The sequence below is a fragment of the Mediterraneibacter flintii genome (assembly GCF_055387595.1).
Genome location: NZ_AP031405.1, coordinates 1,207,213 through 1,228,909, shown reverse-complemented (window position 1 = coordinate 1,228,909; position 21,697 = coordinate 1,207,213). Strand labels below are relative to the sequence as shown.

Annotated in this window: 20 protein-coding genes and 1 pseudogene; 1 reads left to right on the top strand and 20 read right to left on the bottom strand. The window is 42.0% G+C overall.

Annotated features, from left to right (window positions below; translation table 11 throughout):
* Positions 1 to 39 precede the first annotated feature (39 nt).
* The 5 genes from ACZ5C4_RS05875 to ACZ5C4_RS05855 form a co-directional block, all read right to left on the bottom strand.
* On the bottom strand, positions 40 to 222 hold the full coding sequence (locus ACZ5C4_RS05875; protein ID WP_464520172.1) for a PspC domain-containing protein: 183 nt from the start codon (positions 220 to 222) through the stop codon (positions 40 to 42).
* Position 223: 1 nt separating this feature from the next.
* Entirely contained in the window at positions 224 to 541 is a 318-nt protein-coding gene (locus ACZ5C4_RS05870) for a PadR family transcriptional regulator (protein WP_464520171.1), read from the bottom strand.
* 68 nt (positions 542 to 609) lie between these two features.
* A complete protein-coding gene (locus ACZ5C4_RS05865; protein WP_464520170.1) occupies positions 610 to 891 on the bottom strand; it encodes a DUF1294 domain-containing protein in 282 nt (93 codons plus the stop codon).
* Positions 888 to 4,529: a helicase-exonuclease AddAB subunit AddA gene (gene addA / locus ACZ5C4_RS05860; protein WP_464520169.1), complete on the bottom strand. Its 3,642-nt coding sequence runs from the start codon at positions 4,527 to 4,529 to the stop codon at positions 888 to 890. Before addA ends, ACZ5C4_RS05865 begins: the two co-directional genes overlap by 4 nt.
* On the bottom strand, positions 4,489 to 7,863 hold the full coding sequence (locus tag ACZ5C4_RS05855; protein ID WP_464520168.1) for a PD-(D/E)XK nuclease family protein: 3,375 nt from the start codon (positions 7,861 to 7,863) through the stop codon (positions 4,489 to 4,491). Before ACZ5C4_RS05855 ends, addA begins: the two co-directional genes overlap by 41 nt.
* Positions 7,864 to 8,396: 533 nt before the next feature.
* Here ACZ5C4_RS05855 and abc-f point away from each other — a divergent pair.
* Positions 8,397 to 9,878, top strand: coding sequence for a ribosomal protection-like ABC-F family protein (gene abc-f / locus ACZ5C4_RS05850; RefSeq protein ID WP_464520167.1), 1,482 nt, complete (start codon positions 8,397 to 8,399; stop codon positions 9,876 to 9,878).
* A gap of 102 nt (positions 9,879 to 9,980) precedes the next feature.
* Here the strand turns inward: abc-f and trxA are convergent, their stop codons facing one another.
* The 15 genes and pseudogenes from trxA to ACZ5C4_RS05775 form a co-directional block, all read right to left on the bottom strand.
* On the bottom strand, positions 9,981 to 10,289 hold the full coding sequence (trxA, locus tag ACZ5C4_RS05845; protein WP_464520166.1) for a thioredoxin: 309 nt from the start codon (positions 10,287 to 10,289) through the stop codon (positions 9,981 to 9,983).
* Positions 10,290 to 10,440: 151 nt separating this feature from the next.
* On the bottom strand, positions 10,441 to 11,097 hold the full coding sequence (locus ACZ5C4_RS05840; protein WP_464520165.1) for a Crp/Fnr family transcriptional regulator: 657 nt from the start codon (positions 11,095 to 11,097) through the stop codon (positions 10,441 to 10,443).
* Complete coding sequence (purD, locus tag ACZ5C4_RS05835; RefSeq protein WP_464520164.1) at positions 11,097 to 12,368, bottom strand: phosphoribosylamine--glycine ligase; 1,272 nt, start codon at positions 12,366 to 12,368, stop codon at positions 11,097 to 11,099. Before purD ends, ACZ5C4_RS05840 begins: the two co-directional genes overlap by 1 nt.
* A 17-nt stretch (positions 12,369 to 12,385) precedes the next feature.
* Complete coding sequence (gene purN, locus ACZ5C4_RS05830) at positions 12,386 to 13,009, bottom strand: phosphoribosylglycinamide formyltransferase (protein ID WP_464520163.1); 624 nt, start codon at positions 13,007 to 13,009, stop codon at positions 12,386 to 12,388.
* Positions 13,003 to 14,028: a phosphoribosylformylglycinamidine cyclo-ligase gene (gene purM / locus ACZ5C4_RS05825; RefSeq protein WP_464520162.1), complete on the bottom strand. Its 1,026-nt coding sequence runs from the start codon at positions 14,026 to 14,028 to the stop codon at positions 13,003 to 13,005. The genes purN and purM overlap by 7 nt, the downstream gene beginning before the upstream one ends.
* Before the next feature lie 12 nt (positions 14,029 to 14,040).
* Complete coding sequence (purE, locus tag ACZ5C4_RS05820; protein WP_464520161.1) at positions 14,041 to 14,553, bottom strand: 5-(carboxyamino)imidazole ribonucleotide mutase; 513 nt, start codon at positions 14,551 to 14,553, stop codon at positions 14,041 to 14,043.
* 88 nt (positions 14,554 to 14,641) lie between these two features.
* Positions 14,642 to 16,723, bottom strand: coding sequence for an aminopeptidase (locus tag ACZ5C4_RS05815; RefSeq protein WP_464520160.1), 2,082 nt, complete (start codon positions 16,721 to 16,723; stop codon positions 14,642 to 14,644).
* Positions 16,724 to 17,095, bottom strand: a complete 372-nt coding sequence (locus tag ACZ5C4_RS05810) for a DUF6142 family protein (protein WP_186875279.1) — start codon at positions 17,093 to 17,095, stop codon at positions 16,724 to 16,726.
* Entirely contained in the window at positions 17,070 to 17,573 is a 504-nt protein-coding gene (locus ACZ5C4_RS05805) for a VanZ family protein (protein WP_330604873.1), read from the bottom strand. The genes ACZ5C4_RS05810 and ACZ5C4_RS05805 overlap by 26 nt, the downstream gene beginning before the upstream one ends.
* Positions 17,574 to 17,663: 90 nt before the next feature.
* Positions 17,664 to 17,813, bottom strand: coding sequence for a hypothetical protein (locus tag ACZ5C4_RS05800; protein ID WP_186875280.1), 150 nt, complete (start codon positions 17,811 to 17,813; stop codon positions 17,664 to 17,666).
* 12 nt (positions 17,814 to 17,825) lie between these two features.
* Complete coding sequence (pyrE, locus tag ACZ5C4_RS05795) at positions 17,826 to 18,506, bottom strand: orotate phosphoribosyltransferase (RefSeq protein WP_464520159.1); 681 nt, start codon at positions 18,504 to 18,506, stop codon at positions 17,826 to 17,828.
* Positions 18,507 to 18,664: 158 nt separating this feature from the next.
* Positions 18,665 to 19,021 (bottom strand): hypothetical protein, encoded by a 357-nt coding sequence (locus ACZ5C4_RS05790; RefSeq protein ID WP_464520158.1) that lies wholly within the window; start codon positions 19,019 to 19,021, stop codon positions 18,665 to 18,667.
* A 577-nt stretch (positions 19,022 to 19,598) separates the two neighbouring features.
* Positions 19,599 to 20,540 carry a RhuM family protein gene (gene rhuM, locus ACZ5C4_RS05785; RefSeq protein ID WP_464520157.1) on the bottom strand — a complete coding sequence of 314 codons (942 nt, stop codon included), beginning with the start codon at positions 20,538 to 20,540 and terminating at the stop codon, positions 19,599 to 19,601.
* Positions 20,541 to 20,576: 36 nt separating this feature from the next.
* Positions 20,577 to 20,931: pseudogene (locus ACZ5C4_RS05780) on the bottom strand (IS1182 family transposase); the annotation flags it as partial.
* Between the two features lie 33 nt (positions 20,932 to 20,964).
* Entirely contained in the window at positions 20,965 to 21,600 is a 636-nt protein-coding gene (locus ACZ5C4_RS05775; RefSeq protein WP_464520156.1) for a GNAT family N-acetyltransferase, read from the bottom strand.
* Between the last annotated feature and the right edge of the window lie 97 nt (positions 21,601 to 21,697).

Here is a 21,697-nt window from a genome sequence, read left to right as displayed (position 1 = left end):
GGGCTTTCTCTCTGCACCTTTCCTGCATTTTCTGTTTTCTTATTCCTGTGGTATGACAATGGCCGCAATAATATACACCAGCACTCCTGAACCAGTACATCCAAAAATTACGAACAGCAGTCTTATCAGCGTAGGATCTACATTGAAATATTCGCCAATCCCACCACATACACCGCAGAGCATTTTATTTGTTTTTGAACGGTATAACTTTTTCGTTCCCATCTTAAATTCCTCCTAAAAATATCGCATTGATCTTACTGGAATATATTCTCCACTCCTCTTTATAGATTCCGAGTTTTTCTCTGCCTTTGTCTGTTATCTTATAGTATCTTCTGTTTCTGCCGTCAAACTGCCTGTCCTCGCTTGTAAGACATCCATCCTTTAAAAGTCTCCGTAAAACCGGATACAGGGTGGACTCTGATACATCCATCACATTCCTTACATCCTGTGTAATTTTATATCCGTATGTTCCTTCTGCCTCTCCGGATACAACCGCCAGTACAACGGCATCCAGAAGCGCTGCTCCTGTATTAAAAACCATGACGGCTCTCCCTTTCCTTACGCCTTTCTTTACAGATATTATGCACCGTATAATATTATATGTCAATGTTATTTATAAAAGAATGTGCCATCAATAAAATACATCCCGAAACATATTCCCTGTACGATACAAAGAATAGGAACGGTAAGAAAAAACTTTGGCTTACGTATTTTATGCCGGAAGAAAAACATTCCTATAAGACTGCCCAAAGCGCCTCCGATACAGGCTATAAAAAGCAGCGTCTTCTCTGGAATCCGAAACGCATGTTCCACCGCCCTTTTCTTATCTGCCCCGTACAGTACAAAGGCAAAAAAATTTACGAGCCCGAGATAAAAAATAACACCGTTCATACTTGTATTTCCTCCTGGAGCGTAAAGGAATAAATCACTTTTTCCTTCACCGGTTTTCTAAGAAGCCGTTCTAAAGCCTGTGCATAATACTCCAGCTGTGCATGGTATTTTTCCTTAAGCTCCCCCGCAGCACGCACTTTATCTGTCTTATAGTCGAGTACGACCAGTCCGTCCTCCTCTTCAAAATACACATCGATAATTCCCTGTACGAGAATTGTCTCCTCTGCATCTTCTTCAGGGTATATCTCCTTCGCCTCTATCCCCAGAACAAAGGGCTGTTCTTTATATAATTTCTGTTTTTTTGCCGCCCGGGACATCCTTTTTCCACTCTCGCTTTGCAAAAAAGCCAGAATATCCTCCGGCCGGATGCACGCAGCCATGTCTTTTTCAAGTCTTCCTTCTGTTTTTAGTTCTTCTATATATCTCTCCAGGCTTGCTTTGTCATATTCTGCCGCAAAATCCAGCAGTTCTAAAAATTTATGGTACGCACTTCCCCTGGAAGCTCCCTTTAATTCTTCTTCCTCTTTTAAAAACTGCGGAACCAGCGGAACGGCATCCGCCTCCTCATACAGCACTTCTCCGGCTTCTTCCTCCAGAGCGCTTCTTTTTTTTAACTCTGAAACTGTAAATTTTAATTTCAGTTTTCCTTCCTTTTCGTACGGATAGGCAAAGGAAAGCTGCCTTGCAAGCTCTTCCTTATATTCTGGCACATATATTTTCTGCACATCCCAATGCTTTAACACATCAAAAGCCAGCTCTTCCGCCTGTATTGCTGTCTGCTCTTCTAAGGCCAATTCTTCCCCTTTGAGCTGTCTGACCAGGATCGGATGCCTCTGTTCTTTTATCAATACGGCAGGCAGTATCCAGTCCAGATAACTTTTCGCCTCTGCCAGCTCCAGAAAAGGTATCCGTTCTTTCTTTCTGCCTGTCAACTCTGCTCTTTGCTTTTCCTCTTCTAAGGTCTCCTCTGCATGAGACAGACTGCCGGTCAGAATCAGTTTTTCCTTTGCCCTGGTCATAGCCACATACAAAACCCGCATCTCTTCTCCTAAATTTTCAAGCAGCACTTCATTTTGTATCACTTTTTTAAGAAAGGACGGAGCCTTTGTCCTTCTGTCCAGGTCTACCGCATCCATTCCTACTCCCCATTGCGGATGGATGACAATCCCCCCTGACATATCCTGCATATTAAATTTCTTACCCATACCGGCGACAAAAACAATGGGAAATTCCAGTCCCTTACTTTTGTGTATACTCATAATCCTCACTGTATCTGCCTGTTCATCCTCTATGCTCGCTTCTCCATAGTCCACATCGTATTTTTTCAACTGCTCGATATAACGTACAAAATTAAACAGCCCCTTATAGCTGGTCTTCTCAAATGCTGCTGCCTTCTCTGCCAGCATATGCAGATTTGCCTTCCTCTGCCCGCCCCCGGGTACTGCCTCCATAAAAATTCCATATCCGGTATCTTCCATGATTCTCCAGAGCAGCTCATGGATCGGCGTGTATGGAACCATTTCTCTGAATTTCTCATAATCTGCGAAAAATTTCTCCAGCTTCTCGTTTAATGTACCGTCCTCTTTCCCTGTCCCTTTACGCTTTTCTTTCTCCTCCATCCAGGCAGATACCGCCTCATGGAATGTAAGCTCTGGAAATGCTGTTTTTATTTCTGCCAACTCTCTGGCATTTAACCTGCAAAATGGAGATGCAAGCACCGCCGCGAGAGGAATATCCTGCCTAAAATTGTCCAGAATCCTCAAATAATCCAAAAGCACGCTTACCTCATATGTTTCAAAATAGCCTTCCCTGCTCGCCGAATATGCCGGTATTCCCTCTTTTACCAGAATATCCGCGAATTCCTTCGCCCAGCCTTTTATGCTTCTTGTCAGAATGACCATATCCCTGTACTGCGGCCGCCTGTATTCTCCGCTTTTCTTATCCAACACCCTTCCTTCTCTCAGCAGTGCTTTTATCCTTCCGGCAATCAGATAGGCTTCCTTTTCCTTTTCATCGCCGCCCGGTATCTGTTCGTCTTGTTTATCGAACAAAAGCAATTCTGTCTGATAAAGGGTATTTCCCTGCGCATCTGTCTGTGGACGATAGTCTGCTCCAGGATACAAGGCTGCGTTTTCATCGTAGGCAACGCCTCCTAACTCCTTTCTCATAATCTGTTCAAACAGAAAATTTACGCTTTCCAACACTTCGGCGCGGCTTCTAAAGTTTTTGTGCAGATCTACCCTCTGTTTTTCTCCTTCTTCTGTACTGTACGTATCATATTTTTCCATGAACAGCTCCGGTCTTGAAAGCCGGAACCGGTATATACTCTGTTTCACATCCCCTACCATAAAAAGATTGTTCTTCCCCTGTCCCATACGGGATACACTGGTCAGTATCGTCTCTTGAAGCAGATTGCTGTCCTGATACTCATCTATCATCACTTCTGCAAACTGTTCCTGGTATTCTTTCGCCGCTTCTGAAGGACACAGCGCACCATTCTTTTCTTCCGTCAGAATCGCGAGCGCAGACTGTTCCATATCGTGAAAGTCAATCACATTTCTGCTCCTTTTAGCCTCCGCAAATGCTTTTGCAAACCGGCATACCAAATCAACTAATATCTGTACGGAGCCATAAGTCTTTTGCATGTCCAGCATCTGTTCTTCTGCCGCATCATAGAAAAACATTTCTTTTAACTTGTTCACCTGCTTTTTCACACGTTCCCGCATATTTTTTACCTGTTCTTTTTTCTCTTCTGATACGGAATCATCCTTCTTAGGAGAAAGCCGTTTCCAGGCAAGCCCTTTTATTTTACCGCTAACCGCCTCGAAAGTCTCTGCCTTAAGAGCTTCTTCCAGCCCTTCTATATCGCTTTCCAGCATAGAAGCATACATATATGGCCCGTCCGCCTCCTGGCAGAGCAGCAAAGCCTGCTTTTGCGTCTCACTTATATCAAAAAGATACTTTTTCACCTGCTTTTTCGCCTTTTCAAATACTTCTGCTCCTTCTTTATTTCCTGCTTCGTCTTTGGCCGCCTCCAAATGATAGGCTTCTGTACACTCTTGGAGCCATTTTTCAGGCTGCGGATAACTGCATGCATATTCATACAGCTTTAATATCAGCTCCTCAATCTTTCTGTCGCTGCGTCCGCTGCTGTATTTTTCTGTAAATGCGAGGAAATCTTTTTCTCCTTTTTCATATTCTTCTTCCAGCAGTCTCTCTAAAATGTCCTGTTTTAAGAGCTTTAATTCTCCTTCCTCCGCGATTCGAAAGCCTGGATCCATATCTATCACGTGAAAATGTTCTCGTATAACAGACAGGCAGAAGCTGTGAATCGTTGTTATCTGGGCGCTGTGAATCAATGTTGCCTGTCTTTGCAAATGAACATTTTCCGGCTGTACTTCCAATTCTTTTTCCACTGCCTCGCGGATTCTCTCTTTCATCTCTGCGGCAGCCGCCTCTGTAAACGTCACAATCAGCAGTCTGTCCACATCTATTGGATTTTCCTGTGCAGTCAGCATTTTTATAATACGTTCTACTAAAACAGCCGTTTTTCCTGAGCCTGCTGCCGCAGAAACGAGAATATTACGATTTCTAAGCTCAATTACTTTCTGCTGTTCCTGTGTCCATGTTACGCTCATCTGTCTTTCCTCCTGCTTTTTTCATCTGCTCCAGCGCGTCTTCCTTGGAATACTTTTCCAACCTCCGGTATTCACACCCTTCTACGCGCGGATCAAAACCACAGATGCCATGATACGCACAGTAATCACATCCGGTATCTGTTCCCAGCACATAAGGGGCGGCTGTCGTCTCTCCACTTTGCATAGTTTTATAGATATGCCTCTTTAACTCTTCTGCATAATCCAAAAATAGAGAAAACTCCTCCGGAGACAATACTCTGGAATTTTTGCTTAAGCCCCCATCCTTGTTTCTTCCAATAGGGAAATAACGGGAGGTTCCTTTTAAATCATGCTCCATGTGCTCTAGAACTTCCTCATCCGCATTGATAATTCCATCCAGCTTCAGCTCTTTTAAAAGCTTTTCTTCCAGTTTTTCCTCATTTTCTTCCTTCTCCACGATCGGATCCTGCATACGGTAATAAAAAATTCCAGCAGGAATTACTTCTTTTCCTGGATTTTTCTTCTTCTCTACATCTAATGCCGCATTTAGGTATACGGGAAGCTGCAGCTGCAGCCCATGGCAAAATGCTGTAATATCAAAACTTTTCATCCCTGTCTTATAATCTGTCACCTTTACGTACACCTTAGAATCCTCTTCGCACGTATCTATCCTGTCAATTTTCCCGCTGCCGAAATTTAATTCATATCCACTGGGAACAAAATCCCCGCACTCCATCTGTTTTGTAAGAGCCCACACAGAACGCCGAATCAGCTTTTTAATACGCGTAATCAGATATTCATTCCGCGCAGAGCTGTAAAGCACCGTATTTCCATAATCCAGAATACTCTCCTCCACACTCTCTTCAACCAGCCGTCCTTTTGTTTCTTCGTCTATATCCTTCCAATTTTGGTTTCTTTCCTGCGCTTTTCTCGAAAAACGTTCCATAGAACGGTGTGCAATGTTTCCCCAGTCTAAAGCTTCAAACCGGTATTCCTCCCTCTCGGAGATCTTAAGTCCATAGGACAGAAAGTGTGCATACGCACAGGCTGCAAACTTTTCTAAGCGGGTTACACTGGGTATCTGCTTCTCTCCGTATAAAAGCCGCGCCTGTTCTTCCGTAAGTTTTTCTTTTCCATGCCGGTAAAAGGCAGCATTTAATACATTTTCTACCTCGTCCTTCTCTTCCCGAACGTACCAGCTATACAACTCCTTCCACTCTCTGTCTATCCCTGATTTCCTTTCCCGTAATCCTTCTGCCAGGCAGGAGAGCCCTGTCTTTTTTGTCAGTTCTTTTTTCAGAATTCCCTCTTCTTCCTCCATGATCTGAAGGGCCGGAAAGAGCTTTCGTATATCCTGTACCAGATATGCCGGACGCAGAGACTTTCCATCCGCTGAAGCTTTACTGTAAGAGAGAATCAGTTTTTCGGTTGGTTTCGTCAGATTCATATATAAATAAAATTTTTGTATATATGTTTTTTCCTTCGCTCCCGGAGACAAAGTAATTTTCTCTCTCTGAAGGCGTTCTCTGTCCCGTTCTGAAAGAAGTCCTCCCGCGCCGAGATTTCCCGGAAGCAGCGTGTCGTTTACCCCTGTAAAAAACAATACTTTTATATTTTTAAGCCTTGTCCGTTCCACATCTCCAATCACAACTTGATCCAGGCTTGGAGGAATAACGCCTACCTTTGCTTCTTCCAGCCCTGCATCTAAGAGCTCGCAATATTCCTTTAGCGAGATTTTCTCATCTCCCAACAGCTCTACAAATTTATCAAATAATTCCAGTGTAATCCGGTAAACCTGGGAATATTCTTTCGCCAGCGCCAGCTCTCCTGATTTCTGAAAATTCTGCTCCAGCTCTTTTAGCTTTTCCTGCATATTTTCCTGCACAAGAAATTCATATACTGCCTGTGTTATGTCTCTTACTGTCTTGCTCCTCTGTTTTAAAACAAATGTCAAATTTTCAAGCTGCTCTACAAACCGGACGCGCAGATGATTCAAGGAGGAAAGCTCCTCCTTTTGTATCAAAACCGTACACCTCGCCCACACTTCCTGCCACTTTTTCCACCCTTTTATTCCTACCGCCAGCACATAATTCTCCAGTTTATCCGTCTCTTCTTTCGTAAAATCTGTCAATCCTGTCCGCAAAAACCGGAATACACTCTCATACGTAAAGCTTTGTTCCACCATGGAAAGCAATCCTCTGATATATTCTACAAACGCATTCTGGAGGATACTCTTCTTGTGATCCATAAAAAACGGAATTTCATACGTTTGAAATGCCTTCTCTAAGTGAGATGCATATACCTCCATATCACTGCATATTACCGCCATTTCTTTGTAACGGTATCCGTCTCGACGCACAAGCCTTCTTATTCTGGCTGCCACGAACTTGGCTTCCTCCATCGGATTTCTGATTGCATGCAGACTTACTGCATCCTGCTCCTTCTCAAACCGCCTTCTAGAATAACGGAATAATTCAGCCTCCAAAAACCCGAGCGCCGGATTTTGACGGAATCGATAAATTGGTTTCTCATAAAGGGTAACCGGTTCCTCTATTTCGGTCTGATTTCTGCGCGCAATCTCTGTCAGAGAAGCAACCATCTGTTTACTCAAGGCAAAAAGCTGATATGGATGCCGGTAAATAAACGGATTTTCTCTTTGATCCATCTCTACTGTTATAAGAAGCTTCCTGCAAACGCCAAGCAGTTCTCCCAGAAGCCTGTCCTGTACGGGAGTAAAGCCGGTAAAGCCGTCCAGCGCTATGACACTATCTTTTAAAATCTTAGATTTTCTGGCCACACCACTTAATACGTCAAGCAGTTCTTCCTTCGTTATATATTTATCTGCCAGATAGCTTTCAAAGCCTTCATATACCTGACGTATATCTTGCAACTTATAGTATAAGTAACTATGCATATCCAGAGTCTCCAACAGTGAATCTAACGCTTCAACGCCAATTCCGTACTGGGTAAATTCTGAAATAACAGACTTCACTTCACTGATATACCCCTGTTTTTTTAAATTTCCTCTAAGTACCTTCAACTCCTGCTCGTAATTTCCGGCAATTTTTCTTAAGATCAGATTTTTCCCCTCATCATCCAGTATTTTTTGTCTGCCTGCTCCCATTTCTTCAAATATTCTATGTGCGAGACGCGCAAAGCTTAATACGTCGATATTCATAATCCCGCCCCGCGGATGTATGAGGCATAAATCCTTCTGCGTCTGCATTGTAAACTGCTCCGGCACAATCACCAGGTAATTCCTGTCAGGGTGCTTTATGGACTCCTTTACAATATAGTTATATAGATAATAGGATTTCCCGCTGCCTGAATTTCCGAAAATAAACTGTAATGACATAAAGACCTCCTGTACATTTTTCTGTACATAAAATAAAAATTTTAACCCATACCCTCTCTTTACAAGGACACACACCGGCGTGTACACGAACTCTCTCCTTGCCAGCTTATTATACCATAGAAACAAACCCCAGAATATTATTTTCTGTCTGCCCCCTGCTCTGCCCAAGTCCAAAAAGACACATTGACATCTCCTTTACTTCTCTGTTACTATAAAGGCGGCGTATAAAAGCAATATATTCCGTTTATTAAAAAAGAAATAGAAAAGCAGTAATTATCATTTTTATTGCTTTTTGTAAGATTGGAGATGAAAAGATGAAGAAACTTTCCTGTTAATCACATGTGTACAATAAATTCCAGGCGAAAGTCTGCCATTTTTTATTGTGCCAGCGCAGGAAAGTTCTTTCATTTATTTGGATTTACTTTGGCAGGAGTCTTGTATGCTCCTGTATAAGCTCTGTAATCGAAAGGAACCGCTGAAAGAGACTTTTCTGCGGTTCCTTTTGCTATTTTTAAGATTGGAGGTACAATTCTATGTCCGTCATACAAATAAACGAACTAACTTTTTGTTATGAAAACAGTTACAATCTTCTTTTCGATCATGTCTCCTTTCAGCTTGATATAGACTGGAAACTTGGATTTATCGGAAGAAACGGCAGAGGCAAAACAACCTTCTTAAAACTGCTGATGAAACAATATGCATACAGCGGCAGTATTCATACTTCTGAAGATTTTGCATATTTCCCATTTTCTGTGGAAAATCCTTCCGACATTACTTTCTATATACTAGAACGTTTGAATCCTGATATGGAACTATGGCAGATCTCCAAAGAGTTAAATCAGATGGGAGCATGTCCGCAAGACATTCTCTACCGTCCTTTTTGCACACTCAGCCAGGGAGAACAGACGAAGGTACTTCTCGCGGCTCTTTTTCTGAAAGAAAATACATTTCTGCTTATTGACGAACCCACGAACCATTTAGACGCGCAGGCGCGGCAGAAGGTAGCAGATTATCTTTCTTCTAAGAAAGGATTCATTCTTGTCTCCCACGATCGAGCATTTCTCGATGCCTGTATTGACCACGTACTTGTGCTCAACCGGCAAAATATAGAAGTACAAAAAGGAAATTTTTCTTCCTGGTATGCCAACAAACAGGCAGCGGATCATCTGGAAGAAGAACGAAGCGCAAAACTAAAAAAAGATATCCGAAAACTGGATATTGCAGCGAAACAGACAGCACGCTGGGCGGATAAAATAGAACAGACAAAAACCGGAACGCGCATCGCCGGCTTACGCCCTGATCGTGGATATATTGGACACCAGTCCGCCAAGATGATGAAACGGGCTAAATCGTTAGAAGCCCGTCAGCAGACTGCTTTGACTGAAAAAAGAGGGCTACTTAAAAATATAGAAAAAGTTCCCCCGCTAAAACTCAATCCGATTCCCTTCCATACAGACAGATTATTGTCCTTACAAAAGCTTACTGTCACTTATGACCAGGAACCTCTATTTACTCCACTCACGCTGGAACTCCATGCAGGAGACCGCATTGCCCTGACAGGAAAAAACGGCTGCGGTAAATCAAGTATTTTGAGGCTTCTCACCGGGGAATTAATTCCTTTTCAAGGAAACTATACTATTGCTTCCGGTTTGAAAATATCTTATGTTCCACAAGATACTTCCTTCCTAAAAGGCACTATCCCAGACTTTGCTGAAAAAGCAAATATCAATGAGGCTTTATTTAAAACGGTTCTGGCTCATTTTGGGATGCTATGCAGTCAATTTGAACAACATATGGAGGTGTTCAGTGAAGGCCAAAAGAAGAAAGTTCTGCTGGCGTCCTCCTTATGCCAGGAAGCACACCTGTTTTTATGGGATGAGCCCCTTAATTTTATTGATATTTTCTCCCGTATGCAGTTGGAAGAACTTCTGTTAAAGTACAAGCCTACACTCCTCTTCATAGAACACGACCATACCTTCACGCAAAATATTGCTACGAAAATCATACCATTATAATTAAGAAAGCTAAAAACAGACAGAATCCCATCTCATACTCTTACATGTGTACTTGATATGGATTCTGTCTGTTTCTTTTAATAATACCAGTTTAAGTCACAATTATTTTAACATTTCCAGCACAGCGCTTTTGGGTTTTGCTCCCATATCCCTTGCAATGACTTCTCCGTTTTTAATTACCACGAAAGTAGGAATACTCATCACGCTATATTTCTGTGCAATCGCCATCTCTTCATCTATATTGACCTTGCATACCTTTGCATCTGTCACTTCGTTGGAGATTTCTTCTACAACCGGCCCCATCATCTGGCATGGCCCGCACCAGTCTGCATAGAAATCAATCAATACCGGTTTATCTGACTGCATTACTTCCTGTTCAAAATTTGCCTCTGTCAATTTTATTACTGCCATATTTCTAATCCTCCTGTCTCCTCTATACTAAGGAATTTCTTTTTAAGTTTCTGACAATCTGTATGAATAGATTGCCTTTGTTATGCTCTTAGTATACCACAATATAGAAAAATGTCTGTGACAAAATCACATTTTACAGGAAATTCTTCTACTATATTTTGTCTAAACGCCTGACATCCAAAAGTTCTATTTTTCCTCTTGTCAACTTCACTAGCCCGTCCGTCTGAAACTGCTTTAAAAGTCTGGTTACTACTTCTCTTGCAGTACCTACATCTTTTGCCAGCGCCTCGTGGGTAATGGAGAATACATCCTGTTTTTCTAATGCCCGATGCTCCAAAAGGGAACCGGCAAGCCGAGATGCCACATTTGAAAATACGTACTGATGAAACAGCCACATCACATCGGAAAATTTTTCGGAAATCATTTCTACTGTGTAATCCTTCACAGCACTGTTGGCGTCATACAACTCTTTATAAACAGACTTTGGGATCGTACAGAGAATCGTATCTGTCTCCATTTCCATATCCAATTCAATATCCATTCCATTCAGCATACATGCAGCACTCAGAATACTCACATCACCCTCCAGCAGACGAAACAAAGTAATTTCCCCGCCGTTTTGCGATGTAATAAACACACGCGCCCTGCCTTGTTCGAGCACCTGGACGCCGGCACACTCTCCTCCGCCAAAATGGAGGAGCGAATGTTTCACGCAAGAAGACCTTGTCGTCTTAGAGACCAGTTTTCTTTTCTCTTTCTCTGTCAAATTTTCCCAAAACGGCAGCGCCTGCCTCAATAATTCTTCCATTACGCCTCGTCAATCGCCTTACCGATGTCCTGTCTCATATACTTATTGTCAAACTGTATCCACTCTGTCGCTTTATACGCATTTGCACGCGCCTCTTTTAAATCTTTTCCTTTAGCAGTCACACCGAGCACACGTCCGCCATTCGTCACGATTTTTCCGTTCTCTTTTTTCGTTCCCGCGTGGAAACAATAATATCCGTCCTGGCCTTTGAATTTCTCCAGACCTTCTATCTGAAAGCCTTTCTCATATTTCACCGGATACCCGTCAGAGGCAAGTACCACGCAGACAGCAGCGTTGTCCTCAAACTGGAGCTCCAGCTTATCCAGTGTACCGTCTATACATGCCTCAATTACGTCGATCATGTCATTTTTCATTCGCGGAAGTACGACCTGTGCCTCCGGATCCCCAAAACGAGCGTTATATTCCAGCACCTTCGGGCCTTCTGCCGTCAGCATAAGACCAAAGAAGATAACCCCTTTAAAGGGACGCCCTTCTGCTGCCATCGCATCTACAGTAGGCTGATAAATATATTTCTCACAAAATGCTTCTACTTCTTTTGTGTAGAACGGGCTTGGAGAAAATGTCCCCATTCCTCCGGTATTTAAACCGGTATCCCCGTCTCCGGCACGTTTATGATCCTGGGCTGAGGTCATAGTCTTGATCGTTTTTCCATCTACAAAGGAAAGAACAGATACCTCTCTCCCTGTCATAAATTCCTCGATCACCATCTCATTGCCGGCAGTTCCAAATTTCTTATCCAGCATGATCGTCTTTACGCCTTCTTTTGCCTCTTCTAAATTCTGACAGATTAATACTCCTTTTCCAAGTGCAAGGCCGTCCGCTTTCAAGACAATCGGAAATTTCGCTGTCTCCAGATACGCAAGTGCTTTCTCTGGATCTGTAAAATTTTCGTACGCCGCAGTTGGAATGTGATATTTCTTCATCAAATTTTTAGAAAATGCCTTGGAGCCCTCCAATATCGCAGCATTTTTTCTTGGGCCAAACGTGCGGATACCGGCTTTTTCCATCTCATCCACCAGCCCGCCTACCAGCGGATCGTCCATTCCCACAATACACAGATCGATTTCTTTTTCTGTTGCAAATACTACCAGCTTTTCAAATTCCATCGCTCCAATCTCTACACACTGCGCATATTCGGCGATTCCTGCATTTCCCGGGGCGCAGTATATTTCACTTACTCTCTCACTCTTTGCCACAGAATACGCAATGGCATGCTCTCTTCCTCCGCTTCCAACAATCAATACTTTCATTCGTATTCTCCTCTTACTTATATAATCACCGTTTTTTTATCTTCTACCTTCACTTTACCGTTTGCAATCAAGTCAATCGCCTGGGGAAGAATCTTCCACTCTGCCTGCTCCATCACTCTGCGCTGCAGTATCTCGGGTGTATCTTCCGGCAGCACTTCCACTGCCTTTTGCAAGAGAATCGGCCCCGTATCTGTCCCTTCGTCCACAAAATGTACCGTTGCTCCGGCAACCTTTACACCACGTGCAAGTGCAGCCTCATGTACCTTCAGTCCGTAAAAGCCTGTACCACAAAAAGAAGGAATTAAAGACGGATGAATATTAATCATACGGTTTGCATACTTCGCTGTCATCTTAGGCGGAATCACGACCAGGAATCCTGCAAGTACAATCAAATCTGGTGAAAATGCATCCACCGTCTTTAGCAGTTCCTCATTAAAGCTTTCCCTGGATGCATACTCCTTCGGAGAAACACATATATTTGCTATCCCGTTTATTCTGGCACGTTCCAGAGCATGGGCATTTCTATTGTTGCTGATAACTCCTGCAATCTCCGTATTGGAAATCGTACCGTCTTTTACACCGTCGATAATTGCCTGCAGGTTTGTCCCTCCGCCGGACACCATCACGACAATTCTTAACATAAGGTAACTCCTTTTTCTCCCGCTTCGATCTGTCCAACTACATAGGGCATCTCTCCTGCTGCTTCTACTGCTGCCATTGCTTTTTTTACATCTGCCGCGTCTACTGCCAGCACCATACCAAGCCCCATATTGAATGTATTATACATCATATGCTCTTCAATGTCTCCGTCTACAGACAGCATCTGGAAAATAGGCGGAATCGGATAGCTGTCCTTTTTTATCACCGCACGAGTCCCCTCTTTTAACATGCGCGGAACATTCTCATAAAATCCGCCCCCTGTAATATGGCTGCATGCTTTGATTGTCACACCGGCATCTTTTATACTTCTCAATGCTTTTACATAGATTTTCGTCGGAGCAAGCAGCGCTTCTCCCAACGTACAGCCCAAGCTGTCATAATATGTATCCAGCGCTTCTCTTTTCATGTTAAACACTTTTCTGACAAGGGAAAAACCATTGCTGTGCACACCGGAGGAAGCCATGCCAATCAAAACATCTCCTGGTTTTAAGTCCTTCCCTGTTATTAAATCCTTCTCATCCACCACACCGACTGCAAATCCCGCAAGATCATACTCATCTTCCGGATAAAAGCCTGGCATTTCCGCTGTTTCTCCTCCGATCAGGGCAGCATTTGACTGCTTGCAGCCCTCCGCGACACCGCTGACGATCGTCGCGATTTTTTCAGGTTCATTTTTTCCACATGCAATGTAATCCAGGAAAAACACCGGTTCTCCTCCTGCGCATGCAATATCATTGACACACATTGCTACACAGTCAATTCCTATCGTATCATGCTTTTCTAAAATAAACGCCAGCTTTAACTTTGTGCCAACTCCGTCTGTGCCAGACACAAGTGTTGGCTTTTCCATATTTTTAAACTTTTCCATTGAAAAAGCTCCGGAAAACCCTCCCAGATTCGTCAAAACCTCCGGACGCATGGTTTCCTGTACATGCTTTTTCATTAATTCTACCGATTTATAGCCTGCTTCTATATCCACACCCGCATTTTTATAATCCATACCGCTTATCTCCTATTTTCTGTTCAGATATTCTTCATATCCAAGTTCATTTAATTTATCTGCTTTTCCCTGTACGGTCTCTTTCATTTCCTGAGAATACGCTTTTAATTTATTTAAGATCCCTTCATCTGAAGTGGCAAGAATCTTTGCCGCAAGTATCGCCGCATTCATTCCTCCGTCAATGGCAACCGTTGCAACCGGAATTCCCGGCGGCATCTGTACAATCGAATATAGCGCGTCCACTCCGTCTAAGTTTTTTCCAGACATTGGCACGCCGATAACCGGCATTGGAAAAAGCGCTGCGCACATTCCCGGAAGATGCGCTGCCATACCTGCTCCGGCGATAATTACTTTGATTCCTTTTCCTTCTGCCGCCTTCGCCCAATCAAAAAATACGTCCGGCATACGGTGTGCAGAGATAATTGTCATTTCATAATCAATCCCCAGCTTCTCAAGCATGGAAGCAGCCTTGCTCATCACCTTTAAATCAGAGTCACTGCCCATTACAATTCCTACTTTTGGCATTTGGTTACCACCTTTCTTTACTTTCTTGACAAGAACGCAAAACATATAAAACGCCTGCTTCTTATCCGAACAGAATCCTTTGTATTTATTATAATTCCTTATCAAGCGGTTCATTGAGAACTTTTGTCCCTTCCAGCACAAACCGCCCATCCTTTAATAGTATAATCGTTTTCCCTTCTTTTGTCACTACACTTATTTCTTCTAACTCTTCATAAGGTATAGTTATATCTGTATGGCACTGAAAGTATGCTTTCTGTACATCCTCTTTGCGCAAAATCGAGACAGAATTGTCTTTTGCTACAATCTCCTTGCCATTTGGATTATAGACACGAATGTCCTCACTCCAACTGTAGCATGTGTCTCCCACCGCAAAATGCGGGCCTGTTTTTTCTGCAATCAGAATCGGCATCTTCTCCTCTATTCCGTATTTCCTGGCCGCCACATATGCCGTAGTATTTGTGCCAATGGCAAACTCACCGAGTGGCAGACTGTCGTGGCTGTGGAGTATATTATCATAGATGTATTCTCTGTTCTCTTCTTCAGAATCGAAATTCTTACAAGTATAGTCTGTCACCCGCCCTTCCTTAAATTCCAGCCTCAAATCCTTGTACTGCAGACCGTTTAAATAAACCTTACTTACATATAGGACTCCTTCGGTTCCCTCTAAAACCGGAGAAGTAAACACCTCTCCCACAGGAATATTGACATCCGCAACACAGTTTTCAAATATGGTTTCTCTCTTCTTATCTTTCAATGGATACAGTTGGATTTTTATATCTGTCTGGTTCTTCCCTTTTCCAGTCACATGGACATATTCACCTTCGTCCAACGCATCAATCAACGTCTGCTGTACTCTCTCATAGAGAGCCGCGTCCAATGTGTTAATACGGATGACCTCGTCAAAGATTTCCTCATACTTCTCCCCGATTTCCGGAACGGGATAGGCGATAATCGTAAAACTGCGTTCCTCTCCCTTAATATACTGGTTCGTGATCTGTCCGGATTTACTGTCATAGGCAAGAGAATTTTTACGCTGTTTTTCGCTGTAGGAAGGCGCTTCTTTTTTTGCCTCTGGTGAAAATGGAGTCTCTCCAAAAATCTCCATAACTGCCGGCCCCGCAAAGCAAGCCGCCTGTTCCTTATTTTTCTCATACGTATCCTTAAGCACATCCAGCTTACGTTCCATATACCGTTTGTCCATAAACAATGCCTGATCCATACGGTGATCGTAATCATACTGTTTATTTGCAGTACTTCCGTAATACCCGATTTTATACTGTTCCTTCTTCGTAATCACACTGGAAGCTGCCCTGTAAATAACTGGTTTTAACCCCATTTCTGCAAAATTCTGGACAGCCTGCCTTATTACCCTCTCAAAGCCAAGTGTATAACGAATATTCACAACGGACTTTTTTGACAAATCCTTTCCTGTATTGATAAAGCCTATTCGATACCCCTCTGTAAATACATCTGCCATCTTCTGGATAGTCTCTTCTGGAAGCGCACGCAGATGTTTTGCAGTCTGAAGTTCATTCTCTGTAATGTACTCCCCAAAGCAATACAGATATTTATCACTTTCCAGATCTGCTTTTTCAATCCATTCTGCTGCGAAGGATTCCTCTGGATAAAGCTGCTCCTCAATCCGTTCCTTTAAAAATACGTCACAGTAATCACTGGCATACCAATATAAAATATCTCGTATCGTCTTATAGTCCGGCTCCTTTTCCTCCTCAAAGCAATGATATACTTCTAAAAACAGCTCATTTAAAATCGTCAGATAATCCATTCGGTTCTCAAAGGCGTACGGAATCCCTGCACGAAATTCCGCATATAGACAGCCTAACAGCACTCCCAGCTCTTCCCCCAGCTTTTCGGAGGCATACGTCGGATTTGCGTAGCTTTTCCCGTAAGCCTTTCCGACAATATCTGCATATAATGTATCATTTATCTCTTTCATATCTGAAATTTCCATTGAAGAAAACGCTCCGCTTTCCACTTTTCGCCGAACCGCCTCCAGTTCCAGCAGAAATGCTGCCATCATCTGAAAATACGGACAGTACTTCTCCCCTGTTGTTTCCTCTGTCACAATCGTTTTCAGTCTGTCTGTCGATAACTGATGTCGTTCTTTATATGCTTCATTTTTTTTTGCCTGCCGCACAAACCATTCCATTTATCTCAATCCTCCTATAAATATCATAAGCAGAAATACTAAAATTAACATATTTCCCACTATACCTATTTTACAGGTAATATAATTTTTTTCTCTCTCCCTTAAGCCTTTCATTCCTGCCCTTACTCCAAGGATACCCAGAACAATAGATAAAATTCCAAGCCCTCCAATAAATCCCGCCGTTTTCCCACTCATTAAAAAAGAGATAAGAATACAGGCGGCTACTATCAAGACTGCTGCAAGGACATAAAAACAGGAATATACGCCCATCCTGGAGTGTTTCAGTTTTGCCTGTCCGTATTTCCTTGTTCCTCTCTTTTTCCTCTCTCGTTCCTTCTGTCTGTCTTTAGTGCTTTTTTCGTTTCCGAACATACTGTTTTCTCCTTATTCCATTGCAGATTATAAATAAAATATATCCGACAATGCCTCCTGTCGTATTCAGCAGAAGATCATCGACATCAAAACTCCCTACTTTCGAAAATAGCTGAAAAATCTCTACACAAAGGCTTAAACCTAAGCTGTATACAAATGTCTTTGACAAGCCTCTGGATTTGCTCGCCATTGAAATAAAGAAACCATATGGAACAAAAATCAAGATGTTGCCAAACAGGTTTGTAAATACTGCAAATGCTCCCAATGTTTCTCTATATATAATAAACCGCTTTATCTCTTTAAATAATACCAGATTATAACTATATTCCTGCAGCACTCCTGTCCTTCCATACCAATCTGAAAAGATTAAGAAATACAATAAAAATATAAGATACAGCACAAACAGTATCTTTCCGAGTGCCCGAATTTTTTTAATATGCTGCCTGCTCAAAAATACTACTCCTTCTTGTAATGCCAAATCTCCTGTTTATTCTAAATATAAGGTATAAAAGGGGATGTGCAAACATCCCCTTTTTTATACTGTATGTCCTCTTTGAAACAGACATATCTAAAATGTAATTTCTTTCTTATCTTTAAGCAGGCGAGCCCCATTTACAATCGTCAGTATCCCTGCCGCTATTCCTGTAACCATTATAATAATTCCCAAAGCAATATTCCCTGCTCCTGTACTGCGCATTGTACGGTACGCTTTTTCCATAAACCTGCCTCCTTATTTTACTCCATATATTTTATAATATGAATCGATCGCCGCTTTTAATGTATCATCAATCACAATTTTTCCGTTGCACGGTTTATTATAGAGATGTGCTACAACCTCCTCCATTGTTACAATTGCATTTGTATCAAAACCGTACAACTCTTTCACTTCCTCAAGTGCGCTCTTTTCTCCGCCTTTTCCTACTTCCATACGGTTTAAGGAAACCATAAGCCCAACGATTTCCACATCCGCTGCTCCTCTTACCTTCGGAACCGTCTCTTCCATAGATTTTCCGGAAGTTGTAACATCTTCAATCATTACAACTCTGTCCCCATCCTGAAGCTTACTGCCTAGAAAACTCCCTTTATCTGCACCATGATCCTTTTCTTCTTTACGGTCAGAACAATAGCGGATTTCTTTTCCATATAATTCACTGTATGCAACTGCTGTCACCACACTGATCGGAATCCCTTTATATGCCGGCCCAAATAAAACATTGAAGTCATCCCCATATACGTCATGGATCGCCTTTGCATAGTATTCCCCCAGTTTCTTTAACTGCGAACCAGTAACATAAGCACCTGCATTCATAAAAAACGGTGACTTTCTGCCACTCTTCAACGTAAATTCACCGAATTTCAGTACATCACTTTCTACCATAAATTCGATAAATTCTTTTTTGTACTGTTCCATATTTAACCTCCTGTATTTACAGGCTTTTGTAAGCCTTTCTATCTTAACTAACAAACCGGTATCAGCTTTCTCCACACCGTTTTTTTGATACGGTTACCCCGCGTCTTATAAAAAGAACTGTGAAATCTTTTCAATTTTACCACAATTTCCTGTTTATTTCAATCGAGGAACGCTCTCAAAGTTTCACACATAGGATGGCTTAAAACCAGCGCTGACAATACGCTCGTTATTCCCCACGGCAGGATACTATAGGTATCTCCCGTGCATACGGCGGTCTGCGCGCCGTTTTCTTTGGACGGCTCTGTCGGATTTGCAAGGTCAGCAGGCTGTGCCGGTTCTGACGGTGTTTCCTTCGCCTTGACTGTAAATTCCCTTACCGCTTCCCTTATATTGAACAAAAACAGTATATCCGGATTTGGCTCCAAGTCAGAAAATGTATTGCTTGCCTGCCAGTTGCCGTCGTCTAATCTATATTGTACTGCACCATATGCTTCTTTATGATTTGTCAAATTCACGGTGATAGCAGTAGCTGTCTGTGTTGTAGTAAAAATCAGAAGGGGAGCAAGTTGGTTTATTACAAATCCTTCATCAGCGTTCTATTTTGCTTTATAAGTATCATTAAAAGTAGTCAGGTCATGTTCTTTTCCTGTCAAATAGAGATAAAAAGTTGTATCTCCGTCAGAGTGGTTGCCTGCTCTTGCGAATATTTTACTACTATCTACTGTCACTTCATTAATGCCGTTCTGATTTGTTAGCTTGGCAACATAAACATTATTTCCGTTACCGTCAGTTAGTGTTGGGCTGATATTGCTTGCGGTTAGAACGCCTGTACCTCCAATTGTTCCGCTACGCTGATTGTATTGGAAGTTTTTTCACCTGTATCGTTAATGATATAAGCGCTGTTCTCTTTAATGGTTACATCTCCGTTATTGAGGCTAATTTCAGCTCTATTCTCAAGAAGAACGGTATTCTCCTGTTTTTCTTCTCCTAATCCAACAGATAGAACACATATCCGCAGTCGCAATTAAGCAAAGCAAGAAAGAACCGTTGGCAAGAAATTTCTGAACTCGTGGGAAACCTCCTAAAATTTAACTACGCAATGCAATTCATGATGACACTAATCATCATTTCTTTTTCTTCTGGTTTCGATTCTGCTATCATAATTGTCAGAGCTACCAGTGTATGATCCTCTATCAATTTCTCACCTTCCTTAAACAATACGCCGTTCTTGTCCAAAAAGTACAAGAACATAGTGGCCGCAATCCGTTTATTTCCATCTGAAAAGCTATGGTTTTTTGTAATGAAATATAAAAGATTTGCAGCTTTTTCTTCTAAAGACGGATAAACATCCTCTCCTCCAAAACTTTGATAAATATTTCCAATGCTGCCTTTAAAAGAATCATCCTTTTCATTTCCGAAAACGCACGAATCCACATTATATTTCATTGTGTCAATAATCTTCCTGCATTCCTCATAAGATAACACATATACTGCTTTATTTCCGGATGGACGATTCATCGTCTGGTGATCATAATCATCCAACAGTTCCAGTGCAAGGCTGTATTTTTCAATAACCGACAACACCTGTTTTGCATCAAGACTATTTTCCGTCCGTTTCATAATCCGTATCACCTCTCCAAGCTGTGTCATACGATTATGATTGACCGCATATCCTCGTAATATGTACTGTTTAAGAACTGAATTGGCCCATTTCCGAAAGGCCGTGCCTCGTTTGGATTTTACACGATAGCCTACGGAAATAACCATATCTAAATTATAATACTCAATATCTCGCATTACATATCTGTCGCCTTCCTTTTGAACTGTCGCAAATTTTGCGACAGTTGAATCATCCAGTTCTTCTTTTAATGCATTTCCTATGTGTTTACCTATTGTTTTGACATCTCGTTCAAATAATTCTGCCATCTGATTTCGATTCAACCATACAGTATCCTGATCGGGAGATACAGGAACTTCTAATTTTATGCCATCATCTTCAAATAAAACAATCTCTTGTCTTTCCTCGTTTACCATATAGTTATTTCTCCTAAATTTCATCTTATCATATGTTAATTTCATTTGCAGTTTCAGAATCTCCAGTGGGGAACAGCGGTCAATCTCAAGGATGATGTTATTGGAGCTCTTCTTATGTTTTGTCGGCTTTCGTTTTCTGTTTTCCTCAATGACCTTACGGACTTTGTTCACTCCTTCAATTACAAATATTCTGGCAGTCCCGAGTCGTATTTGGGGCCATACCCGTTTTCGAACAAAAACGTATTATACTTTGCGTAAAGGGTATCTATAGTATCTGGCAGACCGGCAAGATGATAGTTGAAGCTGCCGCACCAGATGAACGTAATCTGTTCGCATTTGCCTCGATTTCTGTTCCGTCAATGCAGAGCTCTTTTAGCGTAACAAGGCCTTTTCCTAAATAACATAAAATTTTACACAGGTTTTCTCATTCTATAAAAGAATGACTCATAATATAGAATTCTTCCTGGCTCGGCTGAACTCTTTTTTCCAGTTTTTCCAATGTATCATCATATTTTTTTGCTTCTTCCTCTTTCACTGCCATTACAGGACTGTCGTAATAAAACCATTGTCTCCCGTCCAGCGCATTGGGAATCAATTCTTTTGCCATCATTGCCGCCGGATATTTCCCGCCTTCCACACAGATATTATACTTTTTGCAGCTTTTAAATCCACGACTTACATAATTGGCAGGACTCCCAAATATAACTATCACATCATAACCAAGTGACACTGCTTTCTCAAAAGAATATTCCATAAGCATTTTCCCGTATCCCCTTCTCTGATACTCTGGAACAATACTGACAGGCCCAAAGGTAAGAATCTCCTTCTCCTTTCCATTTCTATCCACCAGTTTTGCCTTTGTATACATGATATTCCCTATAATTTGTCCGTCCAGCTCAAGCACAAAGTCCAGCTCCGCTATAAAATCTTCGTGTCCGCGCATAATGTGGACCAAATAGTGCTCTATACAGCCTGGAATATAAAGATTATAAAAAGCCCGTCTTGTAATATCCTCCACTATTTTATAGTCTGCCTCTTTTTCATTTCGTATATTTATCATGTCAGATTCACCTTTCCTATTGCATAGTTCTGTCCTTTCAGGTCAGTCATATGCTGCTCTATTCTGTCTGTGATTCATTACCAAAAGATGCAGGCTG

Excerpts from the sequence above, each read along its gene's own strand:
- purM (WP_464520162.1), bottom strand. The coding sequence starts at position 14,028 with ATGGATTATAAAAATGCGGGTGTGGATATAGAAGCAGGCTATAAATCG.
- ACZ5C4_RS05810 (WP_186875279.1), bottom strand. The coding sequence starts at position 17,095 with ATGTTCGGAAACGAAAAAAGCACTAAAGACAGACAGAAGGAACGAGAG.
- addA (WP_464520169.1), bottom strand. The coding sequence starts at position 4,529 with ATGAGCGTAACATGGACACAGGAACAGCAGAAAGTAATTGAGCTTAGA.
- ACZ5C4_RS05775 (WP_464520156.1), bottom strand. The coding sequence starts at position 21,600 with ATGATAAATATACGAAATGAAAAAGAGGCAGACTATAAAATAGTGGAG.
- purD (WP_464520164.1), bottom strand. The coding sequence starts at position 12,368 with ATGAAAGTATTGATTGTTGGAAGCGGAGGAAGAGAGCATGCCATTGCG.
- purE (WP_464520161.1), bottom strand. The coding sequence starts at position 14,553 with ATGCCAAAAGTAGGAATTGTAATGGGCAGTGACTCTGATTTAAAGGTG.
- ACZ5C4_RS05865 (WP_464520170.1), bottom strand. The coding sequence starts at position 891 with ATGAACGGTGTTATTTTTTATCTCGGGCTCGTAAATTTTTTTGCCTTT.
- ACZ5C4_RS05800 (WP_186875280.1), bottom strand. The coding sequence starts at position 17,813 with ATGGAAAAAGCGTACCGTACAATGCGCAGTACAGGAGCAGGGAATATT.
- pyrE (WP_464520159.1), bottom strand. The coding sequence starts at position 18,506 with ATGGAACAGTACAAAAAAGAATTTATCGAATTTATGGTAGAAAGTGAT.
- purN (WP_464520163.1), bottom strand. The coding sequence starts at position 13,009 with ATGTTAAGAATTGTCGTGATGGTGTCCGGCGGAGGGACAAACCTGCAG.
- rhuM (WP_464520157.1), bottom strand. The coding sequence starts at position 20,540 with ATGGTAAACGAGGAAAGACAAGAGATTGTTTTATTTGAAGATGATGGC.
- ACZ5C4_RS05855 (WP_464520168.1), bottom strand. The coding sequence starts at position 7,863 with ATGTCATTACAGTTTATTTTCGGAAATTCAGGCAGCGGGAAATCCTAT.
- ACZ5C4_RS05875 (WP_464520172.1), bottom strand. The coding sequence starts at position 222 with ATGGGAACGAAAAAGTTATACCGTTCAAAAACAAATAAAATGCTCTGC.
- trxA (WP_464520166.1), bottom strand. The coding sequence starts at position 10,289 with ATGGCAGTAATAAAATTGACAGAGGCAAATTTTGAACAGGAAGTAATG.
- abc-f (WP_464520167.1), top strand. The coding sequence starts at position 8,397 with ATGTCCGTCATACAAATAAACGAACTAACTTTTTGTTATGAAAACAGT.
- ACZ5C4_RS05870 (WP_464520171.1), bottom strand. The coding sequence starts at position 541 with ATGGTTTTTAATACAGGAGCAGCGCTTCTGGATGCCGTTGTACTGGCG.
- ACZ5C4_RS05840 (WP_464520165.1), bottom strand. The coding sequence starts at position 11,097 with ATGGAAGAATTATTGAGGCAGGCGCTGCCGTTTTGGGAAAATTTGACA.
- ACZ5C4_RS05815 (WP_464520160.1), bottom strand. The coding sequence starts at position 16,723 with ATGGAATGGTTTGTGCGGCAGGCAAAAAAAAATGAAGCATATAAAGAA.